Below are 23,567 nucleotides of genomic sequence, written 5' to 3'. Positions count from 1 at the left end.
TGGCTCTTTGCCCACTCGCCCTGCTCGGCACTGCCTTCTATCCGGTTCTTGTTCATCGGCTCGCAGCTTCGCTCCACGCTTCCTCCCCACACTCGTCGCCCTCGTGCAGTTGCGCTTCACTTCGTTCGTCGTGATCAACTTACGGCGGGACTTGCACCCGCAAGAGTGCGCCCATGCTGGGCGCACAAAGAAGAAGGGCGCCGATGGCGCCCTTGCTGCTTACATGCCCGTGTAGTTCGGGCCGCCGCCGCCCTCGGGCGTGACCCACACGATGTTCTGCGTCGGGTCCTTGATGTCGCAGGTCTTGCAGTGCACGCAGTTCTGCGCGTTGATCTGTAGCCGCTCCTTGCCGCCGCCCGCCGCCTCGTCCGGCACGAATTCGTACACGCCCGCCGGGCAGTAGCGGCTCTCGGGGCCGGCGTACTCGGGCAGGTTGATGCGCGTGGGTACCGTCGGGTCCTTCAGCGTCAGGTGCGCCGGCTGGTTCTCTTCGTGGTTGGTGTTGCTGATGAACACCGAACTCAGGCGGTCGAAGGTGAGCTTGCCGTCGGGCTTGGGATAGACGATCTTCTTGCACTCGGCCGCCGGCTTCAGGCGCGCATGGTCAGCCTCGGTGCGGTGGATGGTCCAGGGGATGTGGCCGCGCAGCACGAACTGCTCGATGCCCGTCATCACCGTGCCCACCGTCAGGCCCTTCTTGAACCACTGCTTGAAGTTGCGGGCCTTGTACAGCTCGCTGTGCAGCCAGCTCTTCTCGAAGGCCTCCGGGTAGGACGACAGTTCGTCGAACTGGCGGCCGGCCTGCACAGCCTCGAAGGCGGCATCGGCCGCCAGCATGCCGGTCTTGATGGCGGCATGGCTGCCCTTGATGCGGCTGGCGTTGAGGTAGCCGGCCTCGCAGCCGATCAGCGCGCCGCCCGGGAACACGGTCTTGGGCAGCGACAGCAGGCCACCGGCCGTGATGGCCCGTGCACCGTACGAGATGCGCTTGGCGGGCTTCAGGCCCTGGTCCTGGCCTTCGAGGTACCAGCGGATGTTCGGATGCGTCTTGAAGCGCTGGAACTCCTCGAAGGGGCTCATGTGCGGGTTCTGGTAGTCCAGGCCCACCACGTAGCCGATGATCAGCTGGTTGTTCTCGGCGTGGTAGACGAAGGAGCCGCCGTAGGTGTCATTGGGCAGCGGCCAGCCGGCGGTGTGGATCGCCAGGCCGGGCTCGTGGCGGGCGGGGTCGATCTCCCACAGTTCCTTGATGCCGATGCCGTAGCTCTGCGGGTCGCGGCCGTCGTCGAGCTTGAAGCGGTTGATCAACTGCCGGCCCAGGTGGCCGCGCGCGCCTTCGGCGAACAGCGTGTACTTGGCATGCAGCTCCATGCCGAGCTGGAAGTTCTCGGTCGGCTCGCCGTCCTTGCCGATGCCCAGGTTGCCGGTGGCCACGCCCTTGACGGAACCATCGTCGTTGTAGAGCACCTCGGCGGCCGGAAAGCCCGGGAAGATTTCCACGCCCAGCTCCTCGGCCTGCGTCGCAAGCCAGCGCACCACGTTGCCCAGGCTGACGATGTAGTTGCCCTCGTTGTGGAAGTTGGGCGGCAGCATGAAGTTGGGCACGCGGGTGGCGCCCGTTTCGCTCATGAGCAGGAAGGTGTCGGCGGTGACCGGCTGGTTCAGCGGCGCGCCCTTGGCCTGCCAGTCGGGGATCAGCTCGGTGAGCGCGCGCGGGTCCATGATGGCGCCCGAGAGGATGTGCGCGCCGGGCTCCGAGCCCTTTTCCAGCACGACGACCGAGATCTCCTTGTCGTTGAGCGCGGCGAGCTGCTTGAGGCGGATGGCGGCCGAGAGGCCGGCAGGGCCGCCGCCGACCACGACGACGTCGTACTCCATGGCTTCGCGCGGGCCGAACTGGGCGAGGATCTCTTCTTGTGTCATCGGGTGGGATCGGAGGATGGGTTCGAGGGGGCGCGGCCATGGGCTGGCGCGCCTGTGAAGCACTGCGCATTCTAGAGGTCAGGCCCTGGTCACATAGGCGACGCCAGCCCGGGGAGATACCGCTCCTGATGGGCCCCCGGACGGGCCTACGATGCCACGCCATGCGCATCGAGATACCCGAACAGAAGAAGCTGGTCTACGAGATGACCATCCCCATCCGCTGGGGCGACATGGACGCCATGGGCCACCTCAACAACGGCACCTATTTCCGCTACATGGAGACGGCCCGCATCGACTGGATGCGTTCCATCGGCTTCCAGCCCGATCCGAAGGGGGAGGGCATGGTGATCGTCAATGCCTTCTGCAACTTCTACCGCCAGATCGAGTACCCCGGTGACGTGTTGCTGCGCATGTACGTGAGCGACCCGGCGCGCACCACCTTCGAGAGCTGGGCCACCATGGCCCGCGCCGAGGCACCCGACGTGATCTGCGCCGCAGGTGGCGCCACGACCATCTGGGTGGACTTTCCGGCGCAGAAGGCCAAGCCCCTGCCGGACTGGCTGCGCGCCCTGGTCGGCGGCTGAGTTCAGCCCGGCATCGACAGTCGCGCCTCGAAGCCGCGTGCGCGGCCGGGGGGCGGCGACAGGAGTTGCAGCTCGGCCCCCTGGTGCTCGGCGATCGTGGTGACGATGGACAGGCCCAGGCCGTAGCCGGTGCGGTCGTCGGTCTGCCGGACGTGGCGCTCGCGCAGGGCCTGCAGCTTGTCGGGCGCCACGCCTGGGCCGCTGTCGCGCACCAGCACCGTGCGGGGCGCGACCACTTCGAGTTCGACCGCGCCCTCGGGGGCGTACCGCAGCGCGTTCTCGATCAGGTTGCGCAGGCCGATGGCCAGGGCGTCCACGTCGCCCTGGACGGGGGACATCGTTTCCTCGGGCACATGCAGGGTGAGCCGCTCGGCGGCGCGCGCGTCCTGCCAGAACTCCTCGGCCACCGCACCGGCCAGCTTGACCAGGTCGACCGGCCGCCGTGCCAGCGCAGCCCCCGATTCGGCGCGCGAGAGCTGCAGCAGCTTCTCGGCCCGGTGACTCAGCTGCCGCAGCGAATCGAGCGCAGCCTGCACGTCCTGGCGCGAGAGGCCGTGGTCCAGCGCGGTCTGCAGGCGCAGGCGGGCCGCCGCCAACGGCGTGCGCAACTCGTGCGCCGCATTGGCGGCCAGCGCGCGCTCCACGTTCAGGGCCTGGGCCAGCCGCTCCAGCAGGTGGTTGACGTCGTCGCACACCGAACGCAGCTCGTGCGGCAGGCCCGCCAGCTCGATGGGCCGCAGGTCGGTGCTGCTGCGGCTGGCAATCTCGTCCGCCAGCGTCTGCAACGGCCGCAGTTCGTGCCGGGCGATGCGCCAGAGCACGAGCCCCAGCAGCGGCAGGGCGGTGATCAGCGGCACCATCAGGCCGAACAGCGTGCGGTCCACCGCCTCGCGCCGTTCGGAGATCGGATCGGCCACCTGCAGGTAGAGGTCGCGCGTGGGATGCCGGACGGTGTAGATGCGCCAGTCCGGCGTGTCGGCAAAGCCCGGCGCGAGCGGCACGTCGAAGTAGTCGGGCCGTGCGTTGGACGAATGCAGCAGCAGGCGCGTGCCGCCATCGACCATCTGGTAGACCACTTCGTCCTGGATGAACAGCGGTGCGGGCGCCACCAGCGGCTGCTCGGGCTTCTTGCCGCCGGAGAGGCTGTCGTACTGCTCCACGGCGATGTCGAACATGCGGTGCGACACCTCGACCAGTTCGTTGTCGAAGTTGAAGCTGATCTCCCGGTCCACATACCAGACGACGGCCAGCACGCACAGAAGCCAGATGGCGCCGACGGAGAGGATCAGTGTGCGCGTGAGGCGGGCGGCCAGCGATGTGCGCCCGGGCTTGTGCATGCCTTCGGTGTCACTGCCGGCGCGAGCGCCCGCCACGGCGACGGTGCGAACCCGCCGCTCGCCATTGACGGCATCGCCCGGCGTGAAAGTGCCCTCGGCAGCGGCCGGGCGGGTCGTCACGCGCCCGTCTCCGGCCCGGCATCGGGCGCGTCATCTCCTGGAACCAGGCGGTAGCCGAGGCCCCGCAAGGTCTGGATGTGCGATCGGCCGAGCTTGCGGCGCAGCCGGCTGACGAAGACCTCCAGGGTGTTGCTGTCGGTGTCGTCGTCGAAGCCGTACAGCGCATCGAGCAGGGTCTCGCGGCTGTGGATGCGGTCGGGGCGGCTGGCCATCACGCGCAGCAGCGCCCATTCCTTTTGCGTGAGCGTGACCGGCGCGCCGTGCACGCGGACCTGGTCGTTGCCCAGGTCGATCTCGAGCGAGCCCAGGCGCACGGTGGCCGATTCGACGCTGCTGCGCCGGCGCTCCACGGCGCGCAGCCGGGCCAGCAGCTCGGCGGGGTCGTAGGGCTTGGTCAGGTAGTCGTCGGCGCCGGCATCCAGGCCCCGGATGCGGTCGCTGACCTGGTCGCGTGCCGTCAGCACGATAACGATGGGTCGCTCGGGCAGGGTGCGCAGGCCGGGCATGAGCATCAGCCCGTCGCCGTCGCCCAGGTGCAGGTCGAGCAGCACCGCGGCATAGCGCGCGCTGGCCAGCGCCGCGCGCGCGCCCGCCAGACTGGGCACCGCGTCGACGATGAAGGCCTTCGCACGCAGGTAGCTGCAGACGGCGTCGGCGAGGTTGAGGTCGTCTTCGACGAGAAGGATGCGCATGGGGCGGAGTCTAGTGCGGGGCACCGTCCGGGGTCGGTGCCCGCCGCCGAGGTGGGCCGCTTCAGGCTGCATTCACGGCCTGGGCTTAGGCTGCGCGCCGCCCATGGATGCGTCTTCCCGTTCCGTTTCCCCCCTCTGGCCAACACTGGCTGTCACCGCGGCCCTCGTCGGCTGGGACCTGGGGGGTGGCGACCTGTGGCTGGCCAGCCTGCCGGGCACGCCCTTCGGTTTTCCGCTGCGCAGCAACTGGGCACTGGCCAGCCTGATGCACGAAGGCGGCAAGGCGCTCAGCTGGGTCCTGGTGCTGGGGATGCTGGCTGCCGTGTGGTTGCCCATGGGCCCCTGGCGCCGGCTGTCGCGCCCCGAGCGCTGGCAGCTGGTGCTGTCGGTGCTGGGGGCGGTCGGCGCCGTCACCCTGCTCAAGAAGTTCAGCCTGACCAGCTGCCCCTGGGACCTGCGCGTCTTCGGCGGTGTGGCCGAGCATGTCTCGCACTGGCGCTGGGGCGTGGCCGATGGCGGGCCGGGGCACTGCTTTCCGGCGGGCCATGCCTCGGCAGCCTTCGGCTTCGTCGGCGGCTGGTTCGTGTGGCGGCGGCATTCGCCGGCATTCGCCCGCGGATGGCTCCTCGCGGCCGTCGTGGCCGGCCTGATGCTGGGCGTCGGCCAGCAGCTGCGTGGCGCGCACTTTTTCAGCCACACGCTGTGGAGCGGCTGGGCATGCTGGATGGCCGGCTGGGCAGTGGACATGGCCATGACGGGCCGGCGCCGGCGCGCAACTGACGCCAAACTGAACGCAGTCTGAAGAAGAGGTTCAGGGTGACTTCAGTGCCGACACCTACGCTGTCGGCATGCCGTTGATCTCTCCCGCGCCGCGTCTGGGCGCGTATTCCGTGCCCGACTTTGCGGGTCCCCGCGGCTGGCTGCTGCGGGCGCGCTCGCCGCGCACGATCGTCCTGGTGCTCACCGCCTACCTGCTGCTGGCCGCCAACTGGCCGCTGTGGATGGAACTCGCGGAGCTCGGCCGCGCCCCCAGCCTCTACATGCCCAACATCGTCGGCATGGCCTGGCTGCTGGGAGGGGGCCTGGTGGCGCTGCTGTCGCTCACGGCCTGGTCGCGCTTCATGAAGCCGCTGTGGATGTTGCTGGTGGTGGTGGCCGCGGTGGTGCAGCACTACATGGCCACCTACCGGATGGTGATGGACCCGTCCATGGCGCTCAACGTGCTGCAGACCGATCCGGGCGAGGCGCGCGATCTGCTCAGCCTGACGATGGCGCTGCGGGTGCTGGCCGTGGCGGTGCCCGCGATCTGGTGGCTCTGGTGCGTGCCGGTGATCCCGCAGCGGCCGCTGCGTGCGCTGTGGCGCAATGCGGTGCTGTTTGTCGCGGCAGTGGCCACGACCGTGGGCGGCGGCATGCTCATGTCGCGGCAACTGGCACCGCTCATGCGCAACCAGCCCCATCTGCGCTACATGATGAATCCGCTGGCCAGCGTGTATTCCTTCGGCATGGCGGCCACGCGGCCCTTGCTGCATCGCAGCCGCAAGCTGGTGCCGATTTCCGGTGGCGCGGCGCTGGGTGCCAGCTATGCGGGGCAGAGCCGCCCGCGCCTGCTGTTGCTGGTGGTGGGCGAGACAGCGCGCGCCGACCACTTCGGAATCAACGGCTATGCCCGCGACACCACGCCCGAGCTCAAGGCGCGCAAGGTGGTGAGCTTCCACGACATGCGCTCCTGCGGCACCAACACCGCGGCGTCCGTGCCCTGCATGTTCTCGCACCTGGGCAAGCAGGGCTACGAAGGCCGCAAGCAGGACTACGAGAACCTGCTCGACGTGGTGCAGGGTGCCGGGCTGGCCGTGCTCTGGATCGACAACCAGTCGGGCTGCAAGGGCGTGTGCGAACGCGTGCCCCATGTCGAGGCCAACGACGCCAAGGAGATTGCGGCCAACCCCACGCTGTGCAGCGGCGACGAATGCCTGGACGACGTGATGCTCAAGGGCCTGGACGCGCGCATCGCCGCCTTGCCGCCCGAGCGCGTGGCGCGCGGTGTGGTGCTGGTGATGCACCAGATCGGCAGCCACGGCCCCGCCTACTTCCGCCGCTCGCCGCCGGACGGCAAGCCCTTCCAGCCCGAGTGCCGCACGGTGACGCTGTCCGACTGCGCGCACAGCGAGCTGATCAATGCCTACGACAACTCGATCGCGCACACGGACCGCTTCCTGGGGGAGGCCATCGACTGGCTCCAGGCCCGCCGCAGCCGCTTCGACACGGGCATGCTCTACCTCAGCGACCATGGCGAATCGCTGGGCGAGTACGGCCTTTTCCTGCACGGCGTGCCCTACGCCTTTGCGCCGGACGTGCAGAAGCATGTGCCCTTCGTGGCCTGGCTCGATGGCGGGCTCGGTGGGCGCACCGGTGTGCAGGACGCCTGCCTGCGCAAGTCGGTGGACATGCCGCTGACGCACGACAACCTCTATCACACCGTCATGGGCCTGGTGGACGTGAAGAGCCCCACCTACAAGCCCGCACTGGACGCCTTCGAAGGGTGCCGGCAGGCGTCGGCCGGTTGATTCCTCCAGGGCGGCCTCGCCCTGGGGTTACCAGTGGGCCTCTTCAGCCGCGAGCAGCGCAGGCCCGTTCGGGCCAGGCGGTCTGCAGCGCCTCGTGGCACCGCAGCAGGAGTTCGAAGGCGCGCCGCGCAGCCGCAGAAGCGGCGTCCTGCCGGGCGGCGCCTTGCAGTGCGGTCTGGAGCTCGGCGACGAAGTGCTTCCACCGCGCACCCGTGGCGGAGCCTGCGCCGCGCAGGTAGTCCAGCGACAGGGGCGCCATGGCCGGCGCCAGCCGCTTGTGCAGCACCTGGCCGCCCAGGCGGGAGCCTTCCAGCACATAGGCCAGTCCCCATTCCGCACCGTCGGCCTGGAAGACGGGATCAGGTGTCGCCGCCAGCGCGATGCGCGGCGCCTGCAGACCCAGCCGCTGCTGGCAGCCGGCCAATTCCGCCTCCAGGGCGTCTCGCTCCGCCGCCAGGCGCGGGCCGCGGGCACCCGATTCCTCGAGAGCGCCGACCCAGCCGCGCAGCAGGGCAAGGTGCCGCAGGTAGTCGGCGGGGCCGGCACCCTCGCGTGCGACGGGCAATCCGGTGTCGAGCCGGGCGTGCAGGGCCGACGTCGCGTCGCGCAGGCGCTGCAATGGGTCGGTGGCTGCGGCCAATGGGGAAGCGGCTGGAGCGGGGGGAGGCGCAGGAATCATGGAGGACAGGGAAGGCAGCCGGCCATCATAGGCACGCGGCCATCTCACCCCCGCCGTGCGGGCTTGTCGGCCGGCTTCTCGCGTGGCACCCGACCCATCAGGAAGAACTCCGGATTCGGCTGCATGCCGCTGAAGCTGGCGAGGCGGTTCGACAGGCCGAAGAAGGCGGTGATGGCGGCGATGTCCCAGATGTCCTCGTCGTCGAAGCCGTGGGCATGCAGAGCGGCGAAGTCGGCCTCGTCGACCTCGTGCGACCGTTCGCACACCTTCATCGCGAAGGCCAGCATGGCGCGCTGGCGCTCGGAGATGTCGGCCTTGCGCCAGTTGACCGCCACCTGGTCGGCCACGAGCGGCTTCTTCTCGTAGATGCGCAGCAGCGCGCCGTGGGCCACCACGCAGTAGAGGCACTGGTTGGCCGCGCTGGTGGTGGTGACGATCATCTCGCGGTCGCCCTTGCTGAGCGCGCTGGCGCGGCCCACGCTCTCGGGCTCCATCAGCGCATCGTGGTAGGCGAAGAAGGCGCGCCATTCGGCAGGGCGGCGGGCCAGCGCCAGGAAGACGTTGGGCACGAAGCCCGCCTTCTCCTGCACGGCCAGGATGCGGGCGCGGATGTCTTCGGGCACCTGGTCGAGTTCGGCGAGCGGATAGCGTTGGCTCATGGTGGATGTCTCCTGTCTCGTTGGGGCTGGGTGGTCCAGCGTTCGATCATAGGCAGCGCAGACGTGCGGCGCGGTCGCGCGGGTGGCGCCGAGCGCAGGGCCTGCGGCGTTGGCTATGGCTGCGATGAGGACGTTCGAATTCACAGCGAAGGACCTGCTGCCTAGCATTGACGTCCATGAACACCGCCATCACCGCTCCCCGTCGCCTCCTCGGTCTCTTCATCAATGCCGGCGGCCTTGCCGTCGGCATCGCGCATGGCCTGAGCCTGCTGCGCTGACGCGCCGGGCGAAGCCCGGCGTCAGTCGATGCGCGGCGGGCGGTCGTCGTCGAGCACCGCGTCGTCGCTCTCGTCCTTGAGCTGAACGCCGGTCAGGCCGCGGCGCAGCGCTTCGCGCACCAGCCAGCCGAGTTTGAAAGCGGCCGCCTCGTAGCCCAGGCCTTCCGGCCGCACATTCGAGATGCAGTTGCGCTGCGCATCGTGACGCCCGCGTCGCGGTTCGTGGGTGAGGTAGACGCCCAGGCTGTCCGGGCTGGAAAGGCCGGGCCGCTCGCCGATCAGGATCGCGCCGAGGCGCGCGCCCAGGGCCTCGCCCACCTCGTCGGCCAATGCGACGCGCGCCTGCGTGGCCACGACGATGGGCGCGATGCGCAGGTCGGCGGGCAGTTGCGCGCGAAGGGCGGCAAGGAGCGGCCGCGCGTGGCGCTCGATGGCCAGCGACGACAGGCCGTCGCCCACCACCAGGCAGAGATCGCATCCCCTTTCCGGACGCCCGCGCAGGGCCTCGGCGTCGGCCGGGTACAGGCTGCGCCCGAGGTCGGGTCGGCGCAGGTAGGTGGCCCGGTCGGGCGCCTGGCTGCGGGCCCGCAGGACGGACCAGCCGTCTTCTTCGAGCGATCGGGCCAGCGCGTCGGCGTCCAGCGCCGCATGGATGGCATCGCGCGCCATGGCATGCGCCCAGCCGAAGCGCAGCGTCTCGTCGGTGGGCATGCCACTTCCGGCGCGGCCGAGGGCCAGCCGGGCGGGCGTGACGGCGCGCCAGGCCAGCCAGGGGTCGGGCGTCACGGGCGGGGAGGAACAGTCTTCTGCCGGGGCGTTTCCTGTGCCGGCCTGGACCGGATCGGTCGGAAGGGCGTTCATGCGGAGGCTCCCAGAAGGCGCAGCCGCGCCATGCCCTGCTGCAGCGCCGGTGCACTGCCTGGCTGCAGCCGGCCATCGGCGCCGGTGATGCCCATGCGCTGCAGCCAGGCCTCGAACTCGGGCGCGCGCGCCAGTCCGAGGGTGTCGCGCAGGAACAGGGCGTCGTGGAAGGACGTGCTCTGGTAGTTGAGCATCACGTCGTCCGCCCCCGGCACGCCGATCAGGAAGGTGAGGCCGGCCGTGGCCAGCAGCACCAGCAGCGTGTCCATGTCGTCCTGATCGGCCTCCGCATGGTTGGTGTAGCAGACGTCGCAGCCGATGGGCAGGCCCAGCAGCTTGCCGCAGAAGTGGTCTTCCAGGCCGGCGCGGATGATCTGCTTGCCGTCGAACAGGTACTCCGGCCCGATGAAGCCCACGACGGTGTTGATCAGCAGCGGCCGGTAGCGGCGCGCCAGCGCATAGGCCCGCGCCTCGCAGGTCTGCTGGTCGACCCCATGGTGCGCGTTGGCCGAGAGCGCGCTGCCCTGGCCGGTCTCGAAGTACATGACGTTGTCGCCCAGCGTGCCGCGGCCCAATGCGCGGGCGGCCTCGCAGGCCTCGTCCAGCAGTTCGGGCGTCACGCCGAAGGAGAGGTTGGCCTTCTCGGTGCCGGCGATGGACTGGAAGACCAGATCTACCGGCGCGCCGCGCTCCATCAGCTTCATCGTGTTGGTCACATGCGTCAGCACGCAGCTCTGGGTGGGAATGGCGAAGCGCTCGATGACCTCGGCCAGCATGTGCTGCAGCCGCTCGAGCACCGGCAAGCTGTCCGAGACGGGGTTGACGCCGATCACCGCATCGCCCGCGCCATAGAGCAGGCCGTCCAGCGTGGAGGCGGCGATCCCCCGCAGATCGTCGGTCGGATGGTTGGGCTGCAGCCGGACGGCCAGGTGGCCGGGCAGTCCGAGGGTGTTGCGGAAGCGGGTCGTGACCTGGCACTTGCGGGCCACGGCGATCAGGTCCTGGTTGCGCATGATCTTGGAGACGGCAGCCACCATCTCCGGCGTGAGCCCGGGCGCCAGCGCGGTCAGCGCCGCGGCGTCCGCCGCATCGGACAGCAGCCAGTTGCGGAAATCGCCCACGGTGCGATGCGCGACCGGTGCGAAGGCGGCGGCGTCATGGCCGTCGAGGATCAACCGCGTGATGTTGTCCTCTTCGTAGGGCACCAATGCCTCGCTGAGGAACTGCCTGAGCGGCGTGTCGGCCAGCACATGCCGTGCCGCCATGCGTTGCTGCGCGGTCGCGGCGCCGACCCCGGCCAGGTAGTCGCCCGAGCGCGCCGGGCTGGCGCAGGCCATCACTTGGCGGAGATCGTCGAAGTCGAAGACCTGATGCTGGATCGTCGTGCGGTAGCGCATGGGCGGTGTCGGTGGGCGAGGGGCCGGCCGTGGCGGGAGACCGACGCATGATCGCGCTCGCCGCCCGGCTGCCGGGTAGGACAAGCGATGCAGGTTCCGGGCCCGCGCGCGGCCCGACCTGCTGCGGCGGGGGCGCAGAGAGCGCCAGGGGCGCCGCTTATGATCCGCCGCTTTTCCACCTCGGGAGAGCCCATGACCATCGTTTCGCGTGCCCTTGGCGCCGCTGCCGCCATCCTTCTCTTCGCCAGTGGCGCTGTTCACGCCCAGGGCGCTGCCGTCACCACGCCCAGCGGGCTGGTCTACCAGAGCGTCAAGGAGGGCACCGGCCCCAGCCCATCCGCCACCGACACGGTGCGCGTGCACTACCGCGGCACCTTCCCGGACAGCGGCAAGGAATTCGACAGCTCCTATGCCCGCAACCAGCCGGCCGAGTTCCCGCTCAACCGCGTGATTCCGTGCTGGACCGAGGGCCTGCAGAAGATGAAGGTGGGCGGCAAGGCCAAGCTGGTGTGCCCGCCGGCCATCGCCTACGGAAGCCGCGGCGCGGGCGGCGTGATTCCGCCGAATGCGACGTTGAACTTCGAGGTGGAACTGCTGGGCATCCAGGGCCGCTGAGCCCCGCCGGCCGGCCAGGCGGACTGACGCGGCGCCGGCCTAACGACCGACCGCCCGGCTCACGGCGATGCGCAGCAGGGCCAGCAGGATCAAGGCCGCGGCGCCCAAGGCGGCCGCCGCCATGATCCAGAACGCCAGCGGCGAATGCTGCGCCGGCCAGGGCCCGAGGCCGTGGTAGGCCAGCCGGTAGCCGCCGCCCAGCCCCACGCCCCACAGCAAGGCGCAGTACACCAGCAGTGGCGCGACCGTGATGCGGAAGCAGCGCAGCACGAAGATGCACAGCGTCTGCGTCGCGTCCGCCAGGTGGTAGGCGGCGCAGGCCACCAGCAGCCCCGCGGCCAGATGGGCCACCGCGGCCTCCCGCGTGTAGAACTGGACGATGGTGCCGCGCAAGGCCAACAGCAAGCCGGCCACCATCAATGCGCCCAGCACCGCCATGCCCAGACCCTGCCAGCAGGCGCGCCGCGCCTGGTCCGGCCGCCCGGCACCCATCCAGTAACCGACCCGGGCGCTGGTGGCCAGGCCCAGCGACAGCGGCACCATATACGCGACGGCCGTGAGGTTGGACGCGATCTGGTGCGCGGCCGTGGCCGTGCTGCCCAGGCGGGCGATGAACAGCGCCATGAAGGTGAAGGAGCTCACCTCGACCATCACCGACAGTCCTGCCGGCACGCCAAGCCGGGCGAAAGTGCCCAGTTGCGGCCAGTCCGGCCGCTCGGGCCGGCGCCAGAGGCGATAGGGCTGGTATTCGGGTCGGTGGCGCAGCATCAGCACCGCGACGGCCAGCATCAGCCAGTTGACGGTCAGCGTGGCGAGCGCGCAACCCATCAGGCCCAGCGCCGGCACGCCCAGGCCGCCGAAGGTCAGCCAGATCGACAGCGGCACCTTGACCGCCAGTGCCCCGACCTGCAGCCAAGTGACGAAGCTGGGCCGGCCGATGGACTGGTTCAGCGTGGCGTAGATGCGGAAGAGCAGCGCCGCCGGCAATGCCGCGGCCAGCACGGCCAGGTACTGGCCGACTGCGCCGCGCATGGCGGGTGGCACCTCGGTCCAGGCCAGCAGCGGGCCGGGCGACAGCAGCAGCGTCGCGCCGACCGCCGTGGCGGCGGCGCACAGGTACAGCGCCTGCCGCACCGAGCGGCCCATGGCCTCGCGCCGGCCGGCGCCGTGCAGCTCGGCCCAGACCGGCAGCAGGGCCTGCAGGGTGCCGGTCAGCGCCACGAAGACGCTGATGAAGATGGCCGCACCGATGGACAGCGCCGCCAGCGCCTCCTGATCGAAGCGGCCGGCCACCACGGTGTCGGTGACGCCGAAGGCCATGGTCGCCATCTGGCCGACCAGCACCGTGCCGGCGTGGCGGGCGATGAGGCGCCGCTCGCTCACTGCGGTGCCTGTCGGCGGAACAGCAGCAGGTCGTCGCTGGGGCTGGTGGGCCGGCGGAAGGTGCCCTCGAAATGCCAGTCGGTCATGCGGACCCGGTTGGGCAGGCTGAACAGGTAGTCCGGATGCACCAGCAGCCAGGTGCACTGGCTGCCGTGGGCCAGCGGTTGCAGCGCCATGCGGCCGTGGTGGTGCAGCGCGGCGATCTGGGCGCGGTTGAGGCCCAGCTCGTCCACGCAGCCGGGCTGTGCGCCCATGCGTTGCGACAGGGCGCGCACCTGCGGCTCGTAGCTGCGGGCGTAATCGAGCAGCGGCAGCCACAGGGTCATCAGCAGCAGCCAGCACAGCGCGGCGCCGCCGGCAGGCAGGGCCATCGTCTTCCAGAGCGCGGCGCGGTGGCGGCCGGTGCGCCAGCGCACCAGCCAGGCCCAGGCGATGGTGGCGGCCAGCGCCAGGCCGAAGCCGATCCATGAGAAGTCGGGCACGAAGCCCGGCGCCAGGCGGTAGACGTTGGCCGCCGGCTTGGCGGGCACGCCCGTGTGCAGCGAGATCCAGTACACCCAGATGAACAGCGCCACGCCGCTGAAGAAGAGCAGGGTGAACCAGTCGATCAGCGCCGAGACGCTGCGCCGGAAAGTGGGCAGCGCAAAGGCCGCCAGCGTGGCGAAGGCCGGCAGGCCGATCAGCAGGGAGCGTTCGCCGAAGTCCGTGAAGATGGTCGAGAACGACGCCGCCAGCATGAAGCCGAGCGGCAGCGCCACGTGCCGGGCCGTCAGTTGCCGGCGCCAGCGCCATAGCGTCCAGATCGCCAGTGGCCAGGCGGGCCAGGTGAACCACAGGAAGAGCTTGAGCAGCCCGCGCGCCTCGGCGATGAGGCGCTCGTTGGGGTCGCTGCCGGGCAGGGAGAGGTTCCAGTGGAACTGGCCGAGGGTGGCCGCCACGGCCGCCCCGACCAATGCCAGGGCCGCCAGGCCGAAGACGCCGGTACGGTCGTACACCGGGCTGGCGTCGCCGTCGGGCTCACGCTGGCCGAGCAGCCATTCGCGGCAGGCCAGCACCGCGCAGCCACCGCTCAGGATCAGGCCCATGGAGGGCGCACCACTCAGCGACAGCCCCAGGGTGCCGATGCCGAAGGCGGTGAGGGGCGCCGCGCGCCGATAGGGCAGCGCCGCAGCGCCGTAGAACAGCAGCGAGGCAAAGAAGAGCTGTGCCAGCGCCGGTGTGGTCTCGTGGCCCAGCTGGGCCAGGCCCAGGCTGGCGATCAGCGCGAGCAGCCCGCCATCGGCCACCGCACGCGCATAGTCCGTCGGCCGGGCCTCCCCGCCGAAGGCAAAGGCCACCGGCTGGGCCCGCGGCGTCCGTGCCAGGTAATAGACCGCGTACCAGGTGGCGGTGAAGGTGCACCACAGCATCAACGCGAACACGATGCGCACCGCCAGGTCCGGCGGCAGCCATGAGGGCGAGAGCTGGATGGCCCAGGCGCCGATCCAGTACGGCAGCAGGGCCGGAATCTCCGGCCGCAGGCCGAGCAGCAGCGGATCGAGCCAGCGTGCCATGCCGCCACCGCCCTCGGCCAGCGCCGCCATGTAGCCGAAGGACGCGACATCTGCGCTCTTCCACGGCCCCCGGCCGAGCAGGCCGGGCATCAGGTAGGCGGCGCACAGCAGCAGCAACGCGGCCCGTGGCAGGCGGCGTACGGCGTTCTGGGCAACGATGGCGGGATTGGGAGGGCTCAATGCGCGGGGCTCACGGTCTGGCGGGAGGGCGGGCGGCCCGGATCATCGGGCGGCGCATGGGAGAAAAAACAAAGGGCAGCACGGAGATCCGGGCTGCCCTCGGTGCACCGCACGGGGCGGCGCTGTGTGCAAAGACGGCTTACTTGGAGGACAGCGCGCTCTTGCCGAACTTGTTGCGGAACTTCTCGACGCGGCCGCCCATGTTGTCCACCGACTTCTGGGTGCCGGTGTAGAAGGGGTGCGACTCGCTGGAGGTGTCCAGCTTGTACAGGGGATATTCCTTGCCTTCGAAGGTCTCCGTCTCGCGCGTGTTCACGCAGGAGCGGGTGACGAACTTGAAGCCGTTGGACAGGTCCAGGAACAGGACTTCGCGGTAGTCGGGGTGGATGCCTTCTTTGGCCATGGTGATTCCTTGAGCGGTCGATGCGGGAGCCACTGTGCACAACCATCGTGCAAGCACTTGCCGCGAAAAGCCCTCCATTCTAGCGCGCCGGTGCCGTGAGCGCCAGTGCAGCGCGCATCCGCCCGTTCAGGCCGCCACCACGCCGCACCAGTCGACGATGAACTGCGCCATGGCGGCCGTCACGCGCTGCATGCTTTCGAGCGACACCGCCTCGTCGATGCCGTGGATGTTGCGGGCCGTCGGCCCGTAGTTGGTCACGGGGAGGTCCGTCGCCAGCCGGAAATGCCGCCCGTCGGTGGTGGCGGTGCAGGCCAGGCGGGCCGGCGGCTGGCCGGTGATCTTCGCGTGGGCGGTGGCCAGCGTACGCATGGCCGGCGCCTCCAGGTCGTAGACGCAGCCGGGCGAGCGGTGGCCACGGGCGTCGATCTCGACCACCAGCGCCGGGTTGAGCGCGCGGGCCTTGGCGCGGATGCGCGCGCCGACCTGGGCCTCGACATCGGCCGGGTCCATACCGGGGTAGTAGCCGATGCGCAGGCCCAGCGTACAGGTGCAGGGCACCGACGAGTTCCACTCCCCACCCTCGATCCGCCCGAGGTTGAAGTTGACCGGGTGCGCCACGTCGGAGAAGGCCGGGTGCCGGTTCTCGGGCAGGTTCCACTCGGCTTCGAGTTCCTTCAGGTCGGCCATGATGGCCATGGCGGCCTCGATGGGATTCAGCCCCTGGCCCATGTAGGCGACATGGGCCGGTCGGCCGGTCAGGGTGACGAACAGCCAGCTCACACCGACCTGGGCGCTCATCAGCGTCTCGCCGAAAGGTTCGGGAATGATGACGGCGTCGAAGTCGGTCAGCTTCGCCTTCGCCCGCGCGGTCTGCAGCGCATGCAGGGTCGCGAGTGTGCCGTTGCCGGTGTTCTCCTCGTCCAGCACGGCATTGAAGCCGACGGTGCCGGCCGGGGCGAATCCCAGCGTACGCAGCAGCTGGAGCGCGGCCAGCGCGCAGACGATGCCGCCTTTCATATCGCCGGCGCCGCGCCCGTACAGCCAGCCGTCTTCCACGCGCGGCACGTAGGGGCCCGCGGTCCACAGCGATTCCGGGCCCGTCGGCACCACGTCCAGGTGGCCATTGAAGAGCACCGACCGGCCCTTCGTGCCCGCCGGCGGCAGATGGCGGGCGAGCAGGTTGTGCCGGCCGCCGTCGGGATCGCACGGGCAGGAGAACAGGGCCAGGCCTTCGATCTGCCGGCTGTCGAGCACGATGCGCTCGCAGTCCAGCCCCATGTCCTGCATCAGGCCTTCGAGGAAGTCGGCGGCGGGTTGCTCGGCGCCGGAGGGGCTGGGCGCGGCGACGAAGGCGCTGAGCGTGTCGATCATCCAGGGCGTGAGGGCCTGGGCCGCGTCGCGCAACTGGTCGGGGGTGGGGGTGGCAGCCATGGGCGGTTCCTGATTCAGAGGCGGGCCAGCACGTCGTCCAGCGTCTGCACCAGCAGGTCGGCATGGGCGCGCTCGAAGACGAGGGGCGGTCGCAGCTTGAGGATGTGGGCGGCCTCACCCGTGGCGCTGAGAAGCACGCCGGCCTGCCGCAGGCCGTTGACCACCCGCGCCGCCTCGGCCGTGGCCGGCGTTCGGCGGGCGCGGTCCGTGACCAGTTCGACCCCGATGAACAGGCCCGCGCCGCGTACCTGGCCGATCAGCGCATGTTTTTCGCCGAGTTGTCGCAGGTCGGCCATCAGGTGGGCGCCGACCGCCTGCGCATTGGCCTGCAGCGCGCCATGCTCGAGCACATCGAGGACGGCGCTTGCCGCTGCCATCGAGACCGGATTGCCGCCGAAGGTGTTGAAGTAGCGGCACTGCCGGCCGAAAGCCGCCATCACCTCGGGCCGCACGGCCAGGCCGGCGACCGGATGGCCATTGCCCATGGGCTTGCCCATGGTCACGATGTCCGGGACCACGCCGTGGCGGGCGAAGCCCCAGAAGGCCTCGCCGGTACGTCCGAAGCCGGGCTGCACCTCGTCGGCGATGAATACGCCGCCGGTCTCGCGGATCGCGGCCACGGCTTCCTGGAGAAAGCCGCGCGGGCCGGTGAAGATGCCGTCGCTGGAGAAGACCGTGTCCACCAGCAGCGCCGCAGGTCGGATGCCGGCCGCCTGCAGGTCGGCGATCGCGCGGCGCACGCCGTCTGCGAACTGGCGGCCCAATGTCTCGGCATCGAGGTCGTCGCCGTTCGGCGCCGGCACGGTGCGCACCGCATCGCCCAGTTGCACATAGCGGCCCAGCGAGGGCGAGGCCTCTGCCAGGCTGGCGGTGACACCGTGGTAGGCGAAGTTCGTGATGATCACGCCCTGGCCGCCGGTGTGCGTGCGGGCGATGCGCAGCGCCAGGTCGTTGGCTTCGCTGCCGGTGCAGGTGAACACGGCGTGGCCGAGTTCGGCTGGCATGGTCGCCAGCAGGCGCTCGGCATAGTCCAGCACGCCTTCGTGCAGGTAGCGTGTGTGGGTGTTGAGCGTGGCGGCCTGCCGCGCGATGGCCTCCACCACCTGCGGATGCGCATGGCCGACGCAGACCACGTTGTTGTAGGCGTCCAGGTAGCGGCGGCCTTCCGCGTCGTACAGCCACACGCCTTCGCCACGCACCGGGTGCAGCGGCTCTTCGTAGAACAGGCGGTAGCTGGGCCCGAGCAGGCGGGCGCGGCGTTCGATCAGGTCGGTGGAGGTGGGCATGGACTGGATGCGTGGGGCAGGTCAGGGACAGGCGTGGCGCAGCGCATCGTCGAGCGCCCCGGCAGGCAGGTCGGCCAACGCCGTGAGCCGCGCCCAGGAGGCGCCGTTGTTGCGCAGCAGGTACGCCGCATTGGCCGGCTCCCGCGCCGCCCGCCAGCCGCTGATGGCGACCACCATGGCCAGGCGCGTGGCGACCAGGATCGGCAGCAGCGTCCGCTCTTGCGTCGAAAGCGGCGTGACGGCGTGGTACGCACCGGCGAAGGCCGCGATGCTCTCGGCCGGCGCCTGCGCGTCGAGCTGGTATGAGGCGGCGACCGCCAGATCCACGACGCGCGGCGCCACGACCATGTCCCCGAAATCGAGGATGCCGACCAGCCGTTCGGGCGCCCGCGGGTCGACGAGCAGATTGGAAGGATTGAAGTCGTTGTGGATGGGCTGGCGCGGCAGCGTGCGGAGCACCGGCAGCGCGTCGCTGCCAAAGTGGTCCAGCGCCGCCTGCGCAAGCGCGCGCCTCGCCGGATCGTCCACATGCGCGAGCAGGCTGCGTGTGCCGAGACCCCGCTGGAGGTCCCAGGGCAGCGGCAGTCCGCCCGCAGCATGGGTCAGGCCCGCGAGGGCGGCATCCAGCCGGGCGAGCAGCGTGCCCATGTGCGCGGCACGGCCGGCCGTGGGTGGTGCCTTGGGAAGGGGCAGGCCGTCCAGATAGCTGAAGAGACGGACGACGCGCGGGGTGTTGCCGATCACCGTCTCCACCACGGCGAACTCGCCGCTGAGCGCAGGCAGAACGCGTTGCACCGGCAGGTCCGGCGCGGTTGCCGCAAGGTGCAGCAGGGCCTGCGTCTGGAAGTCGGCGACGACCGCGCTTTCGACCGGGTGCGACACCTTCAGCATGCAGGGTGCCCCGCCGCCAGGTTGCAGCAGGAAGTTGGCATCGCGCTCGCCGCCGAGCGCCGTCAGCGTGCCGGCGAGCCCGTAGTGCTGCTTGAGCAAACCTGCGGCTTCGGCCACGTCGACGGGCGCCGGAGCTGCGCACAAGACGGCGGCTTCCGGCAGCCGCTCGAACGCTTCGGGCTCGTCCCCCGACGGATCGCTTGCTTGCAGACTCATGCCGCCGCCTCGAAGCCGCCCAGCGCGCTGCGCAGGTTGGGGCCAAGGTCCGGCGACAGGTAGCCGCCTTCCTGCACCAGCACCGTGGGCAGTCCCAGCCGCGCGATTTCAGCCGTGATGCGGCCGAAACCCTCGGTGCTCACGGCCAGTGCGCGGTAGGGATCGTGCTCGTGGGCGTCCAGGCCCAGCGCCACCACGACGGCGCCCGGCGCATAGGCGCGAACGGCCTCCAGGGCTCCGCGCAGGGCGACCAGATAGCCCTCGGTGTCGGTCCCGCGGGCCAGCGGCACATTCAGGTTGAAGCCCAGTCCGTCGCCTTCGCCATGCTCGTGCGCATGGCCGGTGAAGAAGGGTGTGCAGAAATGCGGGTCACCATGCAGCGAGACGGTGAGCACGTCGCGCCGCCGCCAGAAGATGCCCTGCGTGCCGTTGCCGTGGTGCACATCCACGTCGACGATGGCCACGCGGTCGAAGCGCTGGCGCAGCTGCTGCGCGGCGATGGCGGCGTTGTTGAGATAGGTGAAGCCGTTGGCCCGGTCGGCATAGGCATGGTGGCCGGGCGGGCGGCACAGCGCATACGCGGCGCGCTCGCCGTCCAGCACCAGTTGGGCCGCATGCGTGGCCGTGTGTGCGGACCACACGGCCGCTTCCCAGGTGTGCTGCCCCACCGAGCAGGCCATGTCGCCCAGGTGGTAGCCCGCCTGGCCGACCAGGCTGTCGGGATAGGTGAAGGGCTGCCCCGGAAAGGGGTGCACGTTGGGGATCACCTCGAAGGAAGGATCGTCCAGCTGCTGCCAGCGGGCCCAGGCCGTCTCCAGGAATCGCAGGTACTGGGGCGTGTGGATGGCCGCACGTGGGCCGGGACCATGGTCTTCGGGCGTGACGACGTCATGGCCCTGCTCGCGCGCGGCCTGCAACAGCAGGTGGGCGCGCTCGGGCTGCTCATTGCTGCGCTTGAACTTGCCGCGCACGATGAACTGCTGCGGATCGTGGCCGACGTGGTGGTCGCTGTAGATGACTTTCATGGGCAGGTGTCGCCTCTTTCTTCTCGCTTCAGTAGCTGGGCTCGACGCACCAGCTGACAGGAATCTCGGCCACGCTTGCGCTGGCGGGCAGCTCCAGCACCAGCCGGACGATGCGGGCCAGGTCCTCGGGCCGGGTGAGCCGGGCCCGTTGCTCGGCGGGCACATGGGTGGCCATGTCGGTGTCCGTGAAGCCGGGGCAGATGGCGGTGCAGCGCACGCGGGCCTCGGCCCCGCAATGACGCAGCGCATGGGCCAGCGACAGGACGGCCGCCTTGCTCATGCCGTAGAGCGTGCCCTCGGGTGCGCGCACCCGCTTGGCGGCCAGCGAGGACATGACCACCACCTTGCCCTCGGTGCTCGACAGTGCAGGCCAGGCCTGTTGCGTCAGCCGCATCGGCGACTTCACGTTGACCTCGAAGACGCGATCGAACTCCTCGCCCGTGGCCTGCAGCACCGAGTGGTTGCTGAGGATGCCCGCGTTGTGCACCAGCGCGTCGATGCGGCCGAAACGCGCCAGCGTGGCCTGGACCCAGCGCACCTCGCTGGCCGGATCGGTGGCGTCATAGGGTTGCCAGAGCACGCCGGGCAGGAATGCGCCGGATGGCGGCTCGGCCGCGCTGCGCGCGCCGACGCTGACCTGCCAGCCTGCTGCCGCCAATTCGCGCACGATCGCCAGGCCGATGCCCCGTGCGCCGCCGCTGACCATGGCCACCCGAGCGCCGGCAGGCGTGGGAGCCGAAAGAGCCAGGGCGGAGTCACTCATCGCGTGGCCAGTCGCAGCCGCGAGACATGCTCCCGCGCGTCTTCGAGGTGGAAGCGCAGGGCCTGCTCCACGGCGGGAGCGTCGCGGCGGCGCAATGCCTCGGCGATGGGCCCGTGGGTCTGGGCCAGGGAGGCTGGATCGCCGTAGCTGTCCTCGGTCAGCGCGAGGAACATGCGCACCTCGTTGACCATGTTGGCGAAGAGCTGCTGCAGGTAGTCGTTGCCCGACAGGGCGCAGAGCGCGGCATGGAAGTCCAGGTCCAGTGCCACGCGTTCGGTCTGGCTCAGCGTCGCTGCGCGCGTCACCATGTCGTCCACCCGGGCGGCCATGGCGGCCAGTTGGGCATCGCTCGCATGGCGGCAGGCCAGGGCGGCGCCCATCACCTCCAGTGTGGTGCGTACCGCGTACAGGTCGTCGATCTGCTTGGCGCTGACGGTGCGTACCGCGAAGCCATGGCGCGGGCGCGAAACCAGCAGGCCCAGGCTCTCCAGCCGCCGCGCGGCCTCGCGGACCGGGGCGCGGCTCACGCCCATCTGGCGGGCCAGCTCGGCTTCGACCACGCGGTCGCCCGGGCCGATGCGGCCTTCGAGGATGGCCCGTTGCAACTCGGCCTGGATCAGCCCGACCAGGTCGGGCGCCTGGATAGAGGCGAAGGCGGGGGCGGATGTGGGCAGGGCTGCGTTCACGCGGTCTCCGGATGTCGTTGTCGTGGCGTTGCGGCTGATCGTGCCAGATACACGCCGGCCACCGCGATGCATGCCATGCCCGCCATTGCCAGGCCGTCCGGCGGACGCTGGAACCAGAAGGCGCTGATGAGCACCGCGAGCAGCAACTGCACGTAGTTGAGCGGCGCCAACGTCGAGGCCTGCGTGCGCCTGAAGGCCGCCAGCAAGAGCAGCTGCGCGCTGCCGCTGACCAGCCCGCCGGCCAGCAGGACCAGCGCCTCGGGCCAGGGCGGGATCTCGACGCCCGGTGCCAGGGCCGCCAGCACCAGCGTGACGGCCAGGCAGACGAAGGCCATGTGCGCGAACTGCACCGGTGCCGGCACCAGCCCGGACAGCCGGCGGGTGAACACCTGGAACAGCGCATAGCCGGTGGCGGCCACGGCCATCAGCAGCGTGCCGGCCAGCGGCAGGTCATGCCCTGGCCGCACGATCAGCAGCATGCCGGCAAAGCCGCCCGCCACCGCCAGCCACTGGGCGCGGCGCACCGTCTCGCCCAGCAGGGCGGGCGCCAGCGCCACCATCAGCAGCGGCGCCGTGAAGTAGATGGCGGTCGCCTCGGCCAGCGGCATGGTCACCAGCGCGGTCATGAAGCAGGTGGCCACCAGCGCCAGCATGCCGCTGCGCGCCAGCAGCAGGCCCTGGTGCGGCTGGCGCCAGAAGCGCCACTGGCCATGGTGCAGCAGCAACCCCAGGCCCATGGTGCTGATGCACACGTAGCGCGACAGGTTCATGACCACCGGCGAATGCGTGGCGACCATCTGCTTGGCGAAGGCGTCGTAGAAGGCGAAGAGCAGCAGCGCGCCCAGGAAGAGCAGGACACCCGCGCCAGCACCGCTGCGCCAGCGCGGCAGCCCGGATGCGGATGCGGGCAACGCGCTCATCGGCCGGCCTTCGGTGCCTCGTGAGATGGGCGCGCGGGGCAGCGCTCGGTCCGGATGTCGCTCACGGCCGCAGCCCCGCCAGCAGCGCGGCCAGCCCGGGGCCCAGCGCTTCGACCATGTAGCCGCCTTCCTGCACGATCACCGTCGGCAGGGCCAGCGCGCGCAGGCGCTCGCCCACGGCGCGGTAGGCGTCGAAGTCCAGGCGCAGCACGCTGATCGGGTCGTCGCGGTAGGTGTCGAAGCCCATGGGCAGCACCAGTGCCTCGGGTGCGAAGCGCTCGATGGCCGCCACGGCCTCGTCCAGCGCAGCAATGAACTCGGCATTGCCGCTGCCGTGGGCCAGCGGGAGGTTGAGGTTGAAGCCTTCGCCCGCACCGGCGCCGCGCTCGTGCGCATAGCCGGTGTAGAACGGGAAGTAGCCAGCGGGATCGGCATGCGTCGAGACGGTCAGCACATCGGCGCTGGCATAGAAGATGTTCTGCGTGCCGTCGCCGTGGTGCGCGTCCACGTCCAGCACGGCCACCTTGCCGAAGTGCTCGCGCAGGGCCTCGGCCGCCACGGCGCTGTTGTTGACGTAGCAGAAGCCACTGGCGCGGTCGTGGTGCGCATGGTGGCCGGAGGGCCGGCACAGCGCATAGGCCAGCCGCTCGCCGCCGGCCACGGCCATCGCCGCCGCATGCGCGGTGTGGGCCGAGCGCAGGATGGAGCGCCAGCTGTGCGGCCCCAGCGGCGAGGCAAGGTCGCCCACGTAGTAGCCGGTCTGCGCCAGCAGCGCGGGGCTGGGGCAGGGTGGGCGCCGCTCGCCGGGCGCCACGCCGTAGTAGGGCGACAGGTTGGGCAGCACCTCGATGCCCGGCTCCAGGCCCGGGCGGCCGAGCTTCTGCCAGCCTTCGTAGGCGGCGGACAGGTAGTCCAGGTAGTGCGGCGCATGCACGGCCTCCAGCGGCGCACGGCCGGCCTCGGGCGGCGAATGCGCGGGGATGCCGTGCGCCAGCAGCGTGGCCTGCAGCGCCTCGGCGCGGGCGGGAAGGTCGGCCGGCTTGTGGATGCGGCCGATGCGCATGTACTGCTGCGGCTGGTGCAGCAGCTGGTCGGGGCAGAAGAAGGCCTGCATCGTC

Annotated in this window: 22 protein-coding genes; 4 read left to right on the top strand and 18 right to left on the bottom strand. The window is 70.5% G+C overall.

The features are described from left to right. Positions 1–219: 219 nt before the first annotated feature. Positions 220–1,923, bottom strand: coding sequence for an electron transfer flavoprotein-ubiquinone oxidoreductase (locus DFR41_RS24065; RefSeq protein WP_017760429.1), 1,704 nt, complete (start codon positions 1,921–1,923; stop codon positions 220–222). Between the two features lie 161 nt (positions 1,924–2,084). On the opposite strand from DFR41_RS24065, the gene DFR41_RS24060 reads away from it, so the two are divergent. Next, on the top strand, positions 2,085–2,507 hold the full coding sequence (locus DFR41_RS24060; RefSeq protein WP_017760428.1) for an acyl-CoA thioesterase: 423 nt from the start codon (positions 2,085–2,087) through the stop codon (positions 2,505–2,507). Positions 2,508–2,509: 2 nt separating this feature from the next. Here the strand turns inward: DFR41_RS24060 and DFR41_RS24055 are convergent, their stop codons facing one another. Further along, the gene (locus DFR41_RS24055; protein WP_043119133.1) at positions 2,510–3,844 is read right to left on the bottom strand and encodes an ATP-binding protein; all 1,335 of its coding nucleotides are present in this window, start codon (positions 3,842–3,844) and stop codon (positions 2,510–2,512) included. Between the two features lie 116 nt (positions 3,845–3,960). Continuing rightward, on the bottom strand, positions 3,961–4,656 hold the full coding sequence (locus tag DFR41_RS24050) for a winged helix-turn-helix domain-containing protein (RefSeq protein ID WP_114804582.1): 696 nt from the start codon (positions 4,654–4,656) through the stop codon (positions 3,961–3,963). A gap of 103 nt (positions 4,657–4,759) precedes the next feature. Here DFR41_RS24050 and DFR41_RS24045 point away from each other — a divergent pair, with 103 nt between their 5' ends. Then, positions 4,760–5,458 carry a phosphatase PAP2 family protein gene (locus DFR41_RS24045; RefSeq protein ID WP_114804581.1) on the top strand — a complete coding sequence of 233 codons (699 nt, stop codon included), beginning with the start codon at positions 4,760–4,762 and terminating at the stop codon, positions 5,456–5,458. Positions 5,459–5,504: 46 nt separating this feature from the next. Then, positions 5,505–7,223: a phosphoethanolamine transferase gene (locus tag DFR41_RS24040; protein WP_114804580.1), complete on the top strand. Its 1,719-nt coding sequence runs from the start codon at positions 5,505–5,507 to the stop codon at positions 7,221–7,223. A 43-nt stretch (positions 7,224–7,266) separates the two neighbouring features. On the opposite strand, the gene DFR41_RS24035 is transcribed toward DFR41_RS24040, so the two are convergent. From DFR41_RS24035 to DFR41_RS24020, 4 genes are all read right to left on the bottom strand, one after another. Further along, on the bottom strand, positions 7,267–7,863 hold the full coding sequence (locus tag DFR41_RS24035; RefSeq protein WP_114804579.1) for a biliverdin-producing heme oxygenase: 597 nt from the start codon (positions 7,861–7,863) through the stop codon (positions 7,267–7,269). An 83-nt stretch (positions 7,864–7,946) separates the two neighbouring features. After that, on the bottom strand, positions 7,947–8,561 hold the full coding sequence (locus DFR41_RS24030) for a peroxidase-related enzyme (protein WP_017760422.1): 615 nt from the start codon (positions 8,559–8,561) through the stop codon (positions 7,947–7,949). A gap of 299 nt (positions 8,562–8,860) precedes the next feature. Beyond that, positions 8,861–9,700 (bottom strand): ethanolamine ammonia-lyase subunit EutC, encoded by an 840-nt coding sequence (gene eutC / locus DFR41_RS24025; RefSeq protein ID WP_114804578.1) that lies wholly within the window; start codon positions 9,698–9,700, stop codon positions 8,861–8,863. Continuing rightward, positions 9,697–11,097 (bottom strand): ethanolamine ammonia-lyase subunit EutB, encoded by a 1,401-nt coding sequence (locus tag DFR41_RS24020; RefSeq protein ID WP_114804577.1) that lies wholly within the window; start codon positions 11,095–11,097, stop codon positions 9,697–9,699. Before DFR41_RS24020 ends, eutC begins: the two co-directional genes overlap by 4 nt. 192 nt (positions 11,098–11,289) lie before the next feature. Between DFR41_RS24020 and DFR41_RS24015 the strand changes: the two genes are divergently transcribed. Further along, a complete protein-coding gene (locus tag DFR41_RS24015; RefSeq protein ID WP_114804590.1) occupies positions 11,290–11,712 on the top strand; it encodes an FKBP-type peptidyl-prolyl cis-trans isomerase in 423 nt (140 codons plus the stop codon). 39 nt (positions 11,713–11,751) lie between these two features. Here the strand turns inward: DFR41_RS24015 and DFR41_RS24010 are convergent, their stop codons facing one another. From DFR41_RS24010 to DFR41_RS23960, 11 genes are all read right to left on the bottom strand, one after another. Beyond that, positions 11,752–13,095 (bottom strand): MATE family efflux transporter, encoded by a 1,344-nt coding sequence (locus DFR41_RS24010; RefSeq protein ID WP_114804576.1) that lies wholly within the window; start codon positions 13,093–13,095, stop codon positions 11,752–11,754. Next, the gene (locus DFR41_RS24005; RefSeq protein WP_114804575.1) at positions 13,092–14,828 is read right to left on the bottom strand and encodes a hypothetical protein; all 1,737 of its coding nucleotides are present in this window, start codon (positions 14,826–14,828) and stop codon (positions 13,092–13,094) included. Before DFR41_RS24005 ends, DFR41_RS24010 begins: the two co-directional genes overlap by 4 nt. A 139-nt stretch (positions 14,829–14,967) precedes the next feature. Beyond that, entirely contained in the window at positions 14,968–15,231 is a 264-nt protein-coding gene (locus tag DFR41_RS24000; protein WP_017762274.1) for a type B 50S ribosomal protein L31, read from the bottom strand. A 126-nt stretch (positions 15,232–15,357) separates the two neighbouring features. Further along, complete coding sequence (locus tag DFR41_RS23995; protein WP_114804574.1) at positions 15,358–16,662, bottom strand: ArgE/DapE family deacylase; 1,305 nt, start codon at positions 16,660–16,662, stop codon at positions 15,358–15,360. Between the two features lie 14 nt (positions 16,663–16,676). Beyond that, positions 16,677–17,948: an aspartate aminotransferase family protein gene (locus DFR41_RS23990; protein WP_211322652.1), complete on the bottom strand. Its 1,272-nt coding sequence runs from the start codon at positions 17,946–17,948 to the stop codon at positions 16,677–16,679. Between the two features lie 21 nt (positions 17,949–17,969). Continuing rightward, positions 17,970–19,055 (bottom strand): phosphotransferase, encoded by a 1,086-nt coding sequence (locus DFR41_RS23985; protein WP_114804572.1) that lies wholly within the window; start codon positions 19,053–19,055, stop codon positions 17,970–17,972. Further along, on the bottom strand, positions 19,052–20,080 hold the full coding sequence (locus DFR41_RS23980; RefSeq protein WP_114804571.1) for a histone deacetylase family protein: 1,029 nt from the start codon (positions 20,078–20,080) through the stop codon (positions 19,052–19,054). Before DFR41_RS23980 ends, DFR41_RS23985 begins: the two co-directional genes overlap by 4 nt. A gap of 28 nt (positions 20,081–20,108) precedes the next feature. Next, positions 20,109–20,843: an SDR family NAD(P)-dependent oxidoreductase gene (locus tag DFR41_RS23975; protein ID WP_196933748.1), complete on the bottom strand. Its 735-nt coding sequence runs from the start codon at positions 20,841–20,843 to the stop codon at positions 20,109–20,111. Then, positions 20,840–21,529: a GntR family transcriptional regulator gene (locus DFR41_RS23970; RefSeq protein WP_017762280.1), complete on the bottom strand. Its 690-nt coding sequence runs from the start codon at positions 21,527–21,529 to the stop codon at positions 20,840–20,842. Before DFR41_RS23970 ends, DFR41_RS23975 begins: the two co-directional genes overlap by 4 nt. Beyond that, entirely contained in the window at positions 21,526–22,449 is a 924-nt protein-coding gene (locus DFR41_RS23965) for a DMT family transporter (RefSeq protein WP_017762281.1), read from the bottom strand. The genes DFR41_RS23970 and DFR41_RS23965 overlap by 4 nt, the downstream gene beginning before the upstream one ends. 61 nt (positions 22,450–22,510) lie before the next feature. After that, entirely contained in the window at positions 22,511–23,563 is a 1,053-nt protein-coding gene (locus DFR41_RS23960) for a histone deacetylase family protein (RefSeq protein WP_114804570.1), read from the bottom strand. Between the last annotated feature and the right edge of the window lie 4 nt (positions 23,564–23,567).

The organism is Pseudacidovorax intermedius (assembly GCF_003350475.1).
GTDB classification, from domain to species: Bacteria; Pseudomonadota; Gammaproteobacteria; order Burkholderiales; family Burkholderiaceae_C; genus Xenophilus; species Xenophilus intermedius.
Note: the sequence above shows the minus strand (reverse complement) of the source record. Positions and strands in the feature narration are given on the sequence as shown.

Excerpts from the sequence above, each read along its gene's own strand:
- DFR41_RS24030 (WP_017760422.1), bottom strand. The coding sequence starts at position 8,561 with ATGAGCCAACGCTATCCGCTCGCCGAACTCGACCAGGTGCCCGAAGAC.
- DFR41_RS23975 (WP_196933748.1), bottom strand. The coding sequence starts at position 20,843 with ATGAGTGACTCCGCCCTGGCTCTTTCGGCTCCCACGCCTGCCGGCGCT.
- DFR41_RS24040 (WP_114804580.1), top strand. The coding sequence starts at position 5,505 with ATGCCGTTGATCTCTCCCGCGCCGCGTCTGGGCGCGTATTCCGTGCCC.
- DFR41_RS23990 (WP_211322652.1), bottom strand. The coding sequence starts at position 17,948 with ATGCCCACCTCCACCGACCTGATCGAACGCCGCGCCCGCCTGCTCGGG.
- DFR41_RS23985 (WP_114804572.1), bottom strand. The coding sequence starts at position 19,055 with ATGAGTCTGCAAGCAAGCGATCCGTCGGGGGACGAGCCCGAAGCGTTC.
- DFR41_RS24000 (WP_017762274.1), bottom strand. The coding sequence starts at position 15,231 with ATGGCCAAAGAAGGCATCCACCCCGACTACCGCGAAGTCCTGTTCCTG.
- DFR41_RS23965 (WP_017762281.1), bottom strand. The coding sequence starts at position 22,449 with ATGAGCGCGTTGCCCGCATCCGCATCCGGGCTGCCGCGCTGGCGCAGC.
- DFR41_RS24045 (WP_114804581.1), top strand. The coding sequence starts at position 4,760 with ATGGATGCGTCTTCCCGTTCCGTTTCCCCCCTCTGGCCAACACTGGCT.
- eutC (WP_114804578.1), bottom strand. The coding sequence starts at position 9,700 with ATGAACGCCCTTCCGACCGATCCGGTCCAGGCCGGCACAGGAAACGCC.
- DFR41_RS24065 (WP_017760429.1), bottom strand. The coding sequence starts at position 1,923 with ATGACACAAGAAGAGATCCTCGCCCAGTTCGGCCCGCGCGAAGCCATG.
- DFR41_RS23995 (WP_114804574.1), bottom strand. The coding sequence starts at position 16,662 with ATGGCTGCCACCCCCACCCCCGACCAGTTGCGCGACGCGGCCCAGGCC.
- DFR41_RS24060 (WP_017760428.1), top strand. The coding sequence starts at position 2,085 with ATGCGCATCGAGATACCCGAACAGAAGAAGCTGGTCTACGAGATGACC.
- DFR41_RS24020 (WP_114804577.1), bottom strand. The coding sequence starts at position 11,097 with ATGCGCTACCGCACGACGATCCAGCATCAGGTCTTCGACTTCGACGAT.
- DFR41_RS24050 (WP_114804582.1), bottom strand. The coding sequence starts at position 4,656 with ATGCGCATCCTTCTCGTCGAAGACGACCTCAACCTCGCCGACGCCGTC.
- DFR41_RS23980 (WP_114804571.1), bottom strand. The coding sequence starts at position 20,080 with ATGAAAGTCATCTACAGCGACCACCACGTCGGCCACGATCCGCAGCAG.
- DFR41_RS24015 (WP_114804590.1), top strand. The coding sequence starts at position 11,290 with ATGACCATCGTTTCGCGTGCCCTTGGCGCCGCTGCCGCCATCCTTCTC.
- DFR41_RS24055 (WP_043119133.1), bottom strand. The coding sequence starts at position 3,844 with ATGCACAAGCCCGGGCGCACATCGCTGGCCGCCCGCCTCACGCGCACA.
- DFR41_RS23960 (WP_114804570.1), bottom strand. The coding sequence starts at position 23,563 with ATGCAGGCCTTCTTCTGCCCCGACCAGCTGCTGCACCAGCCGCAGCAG.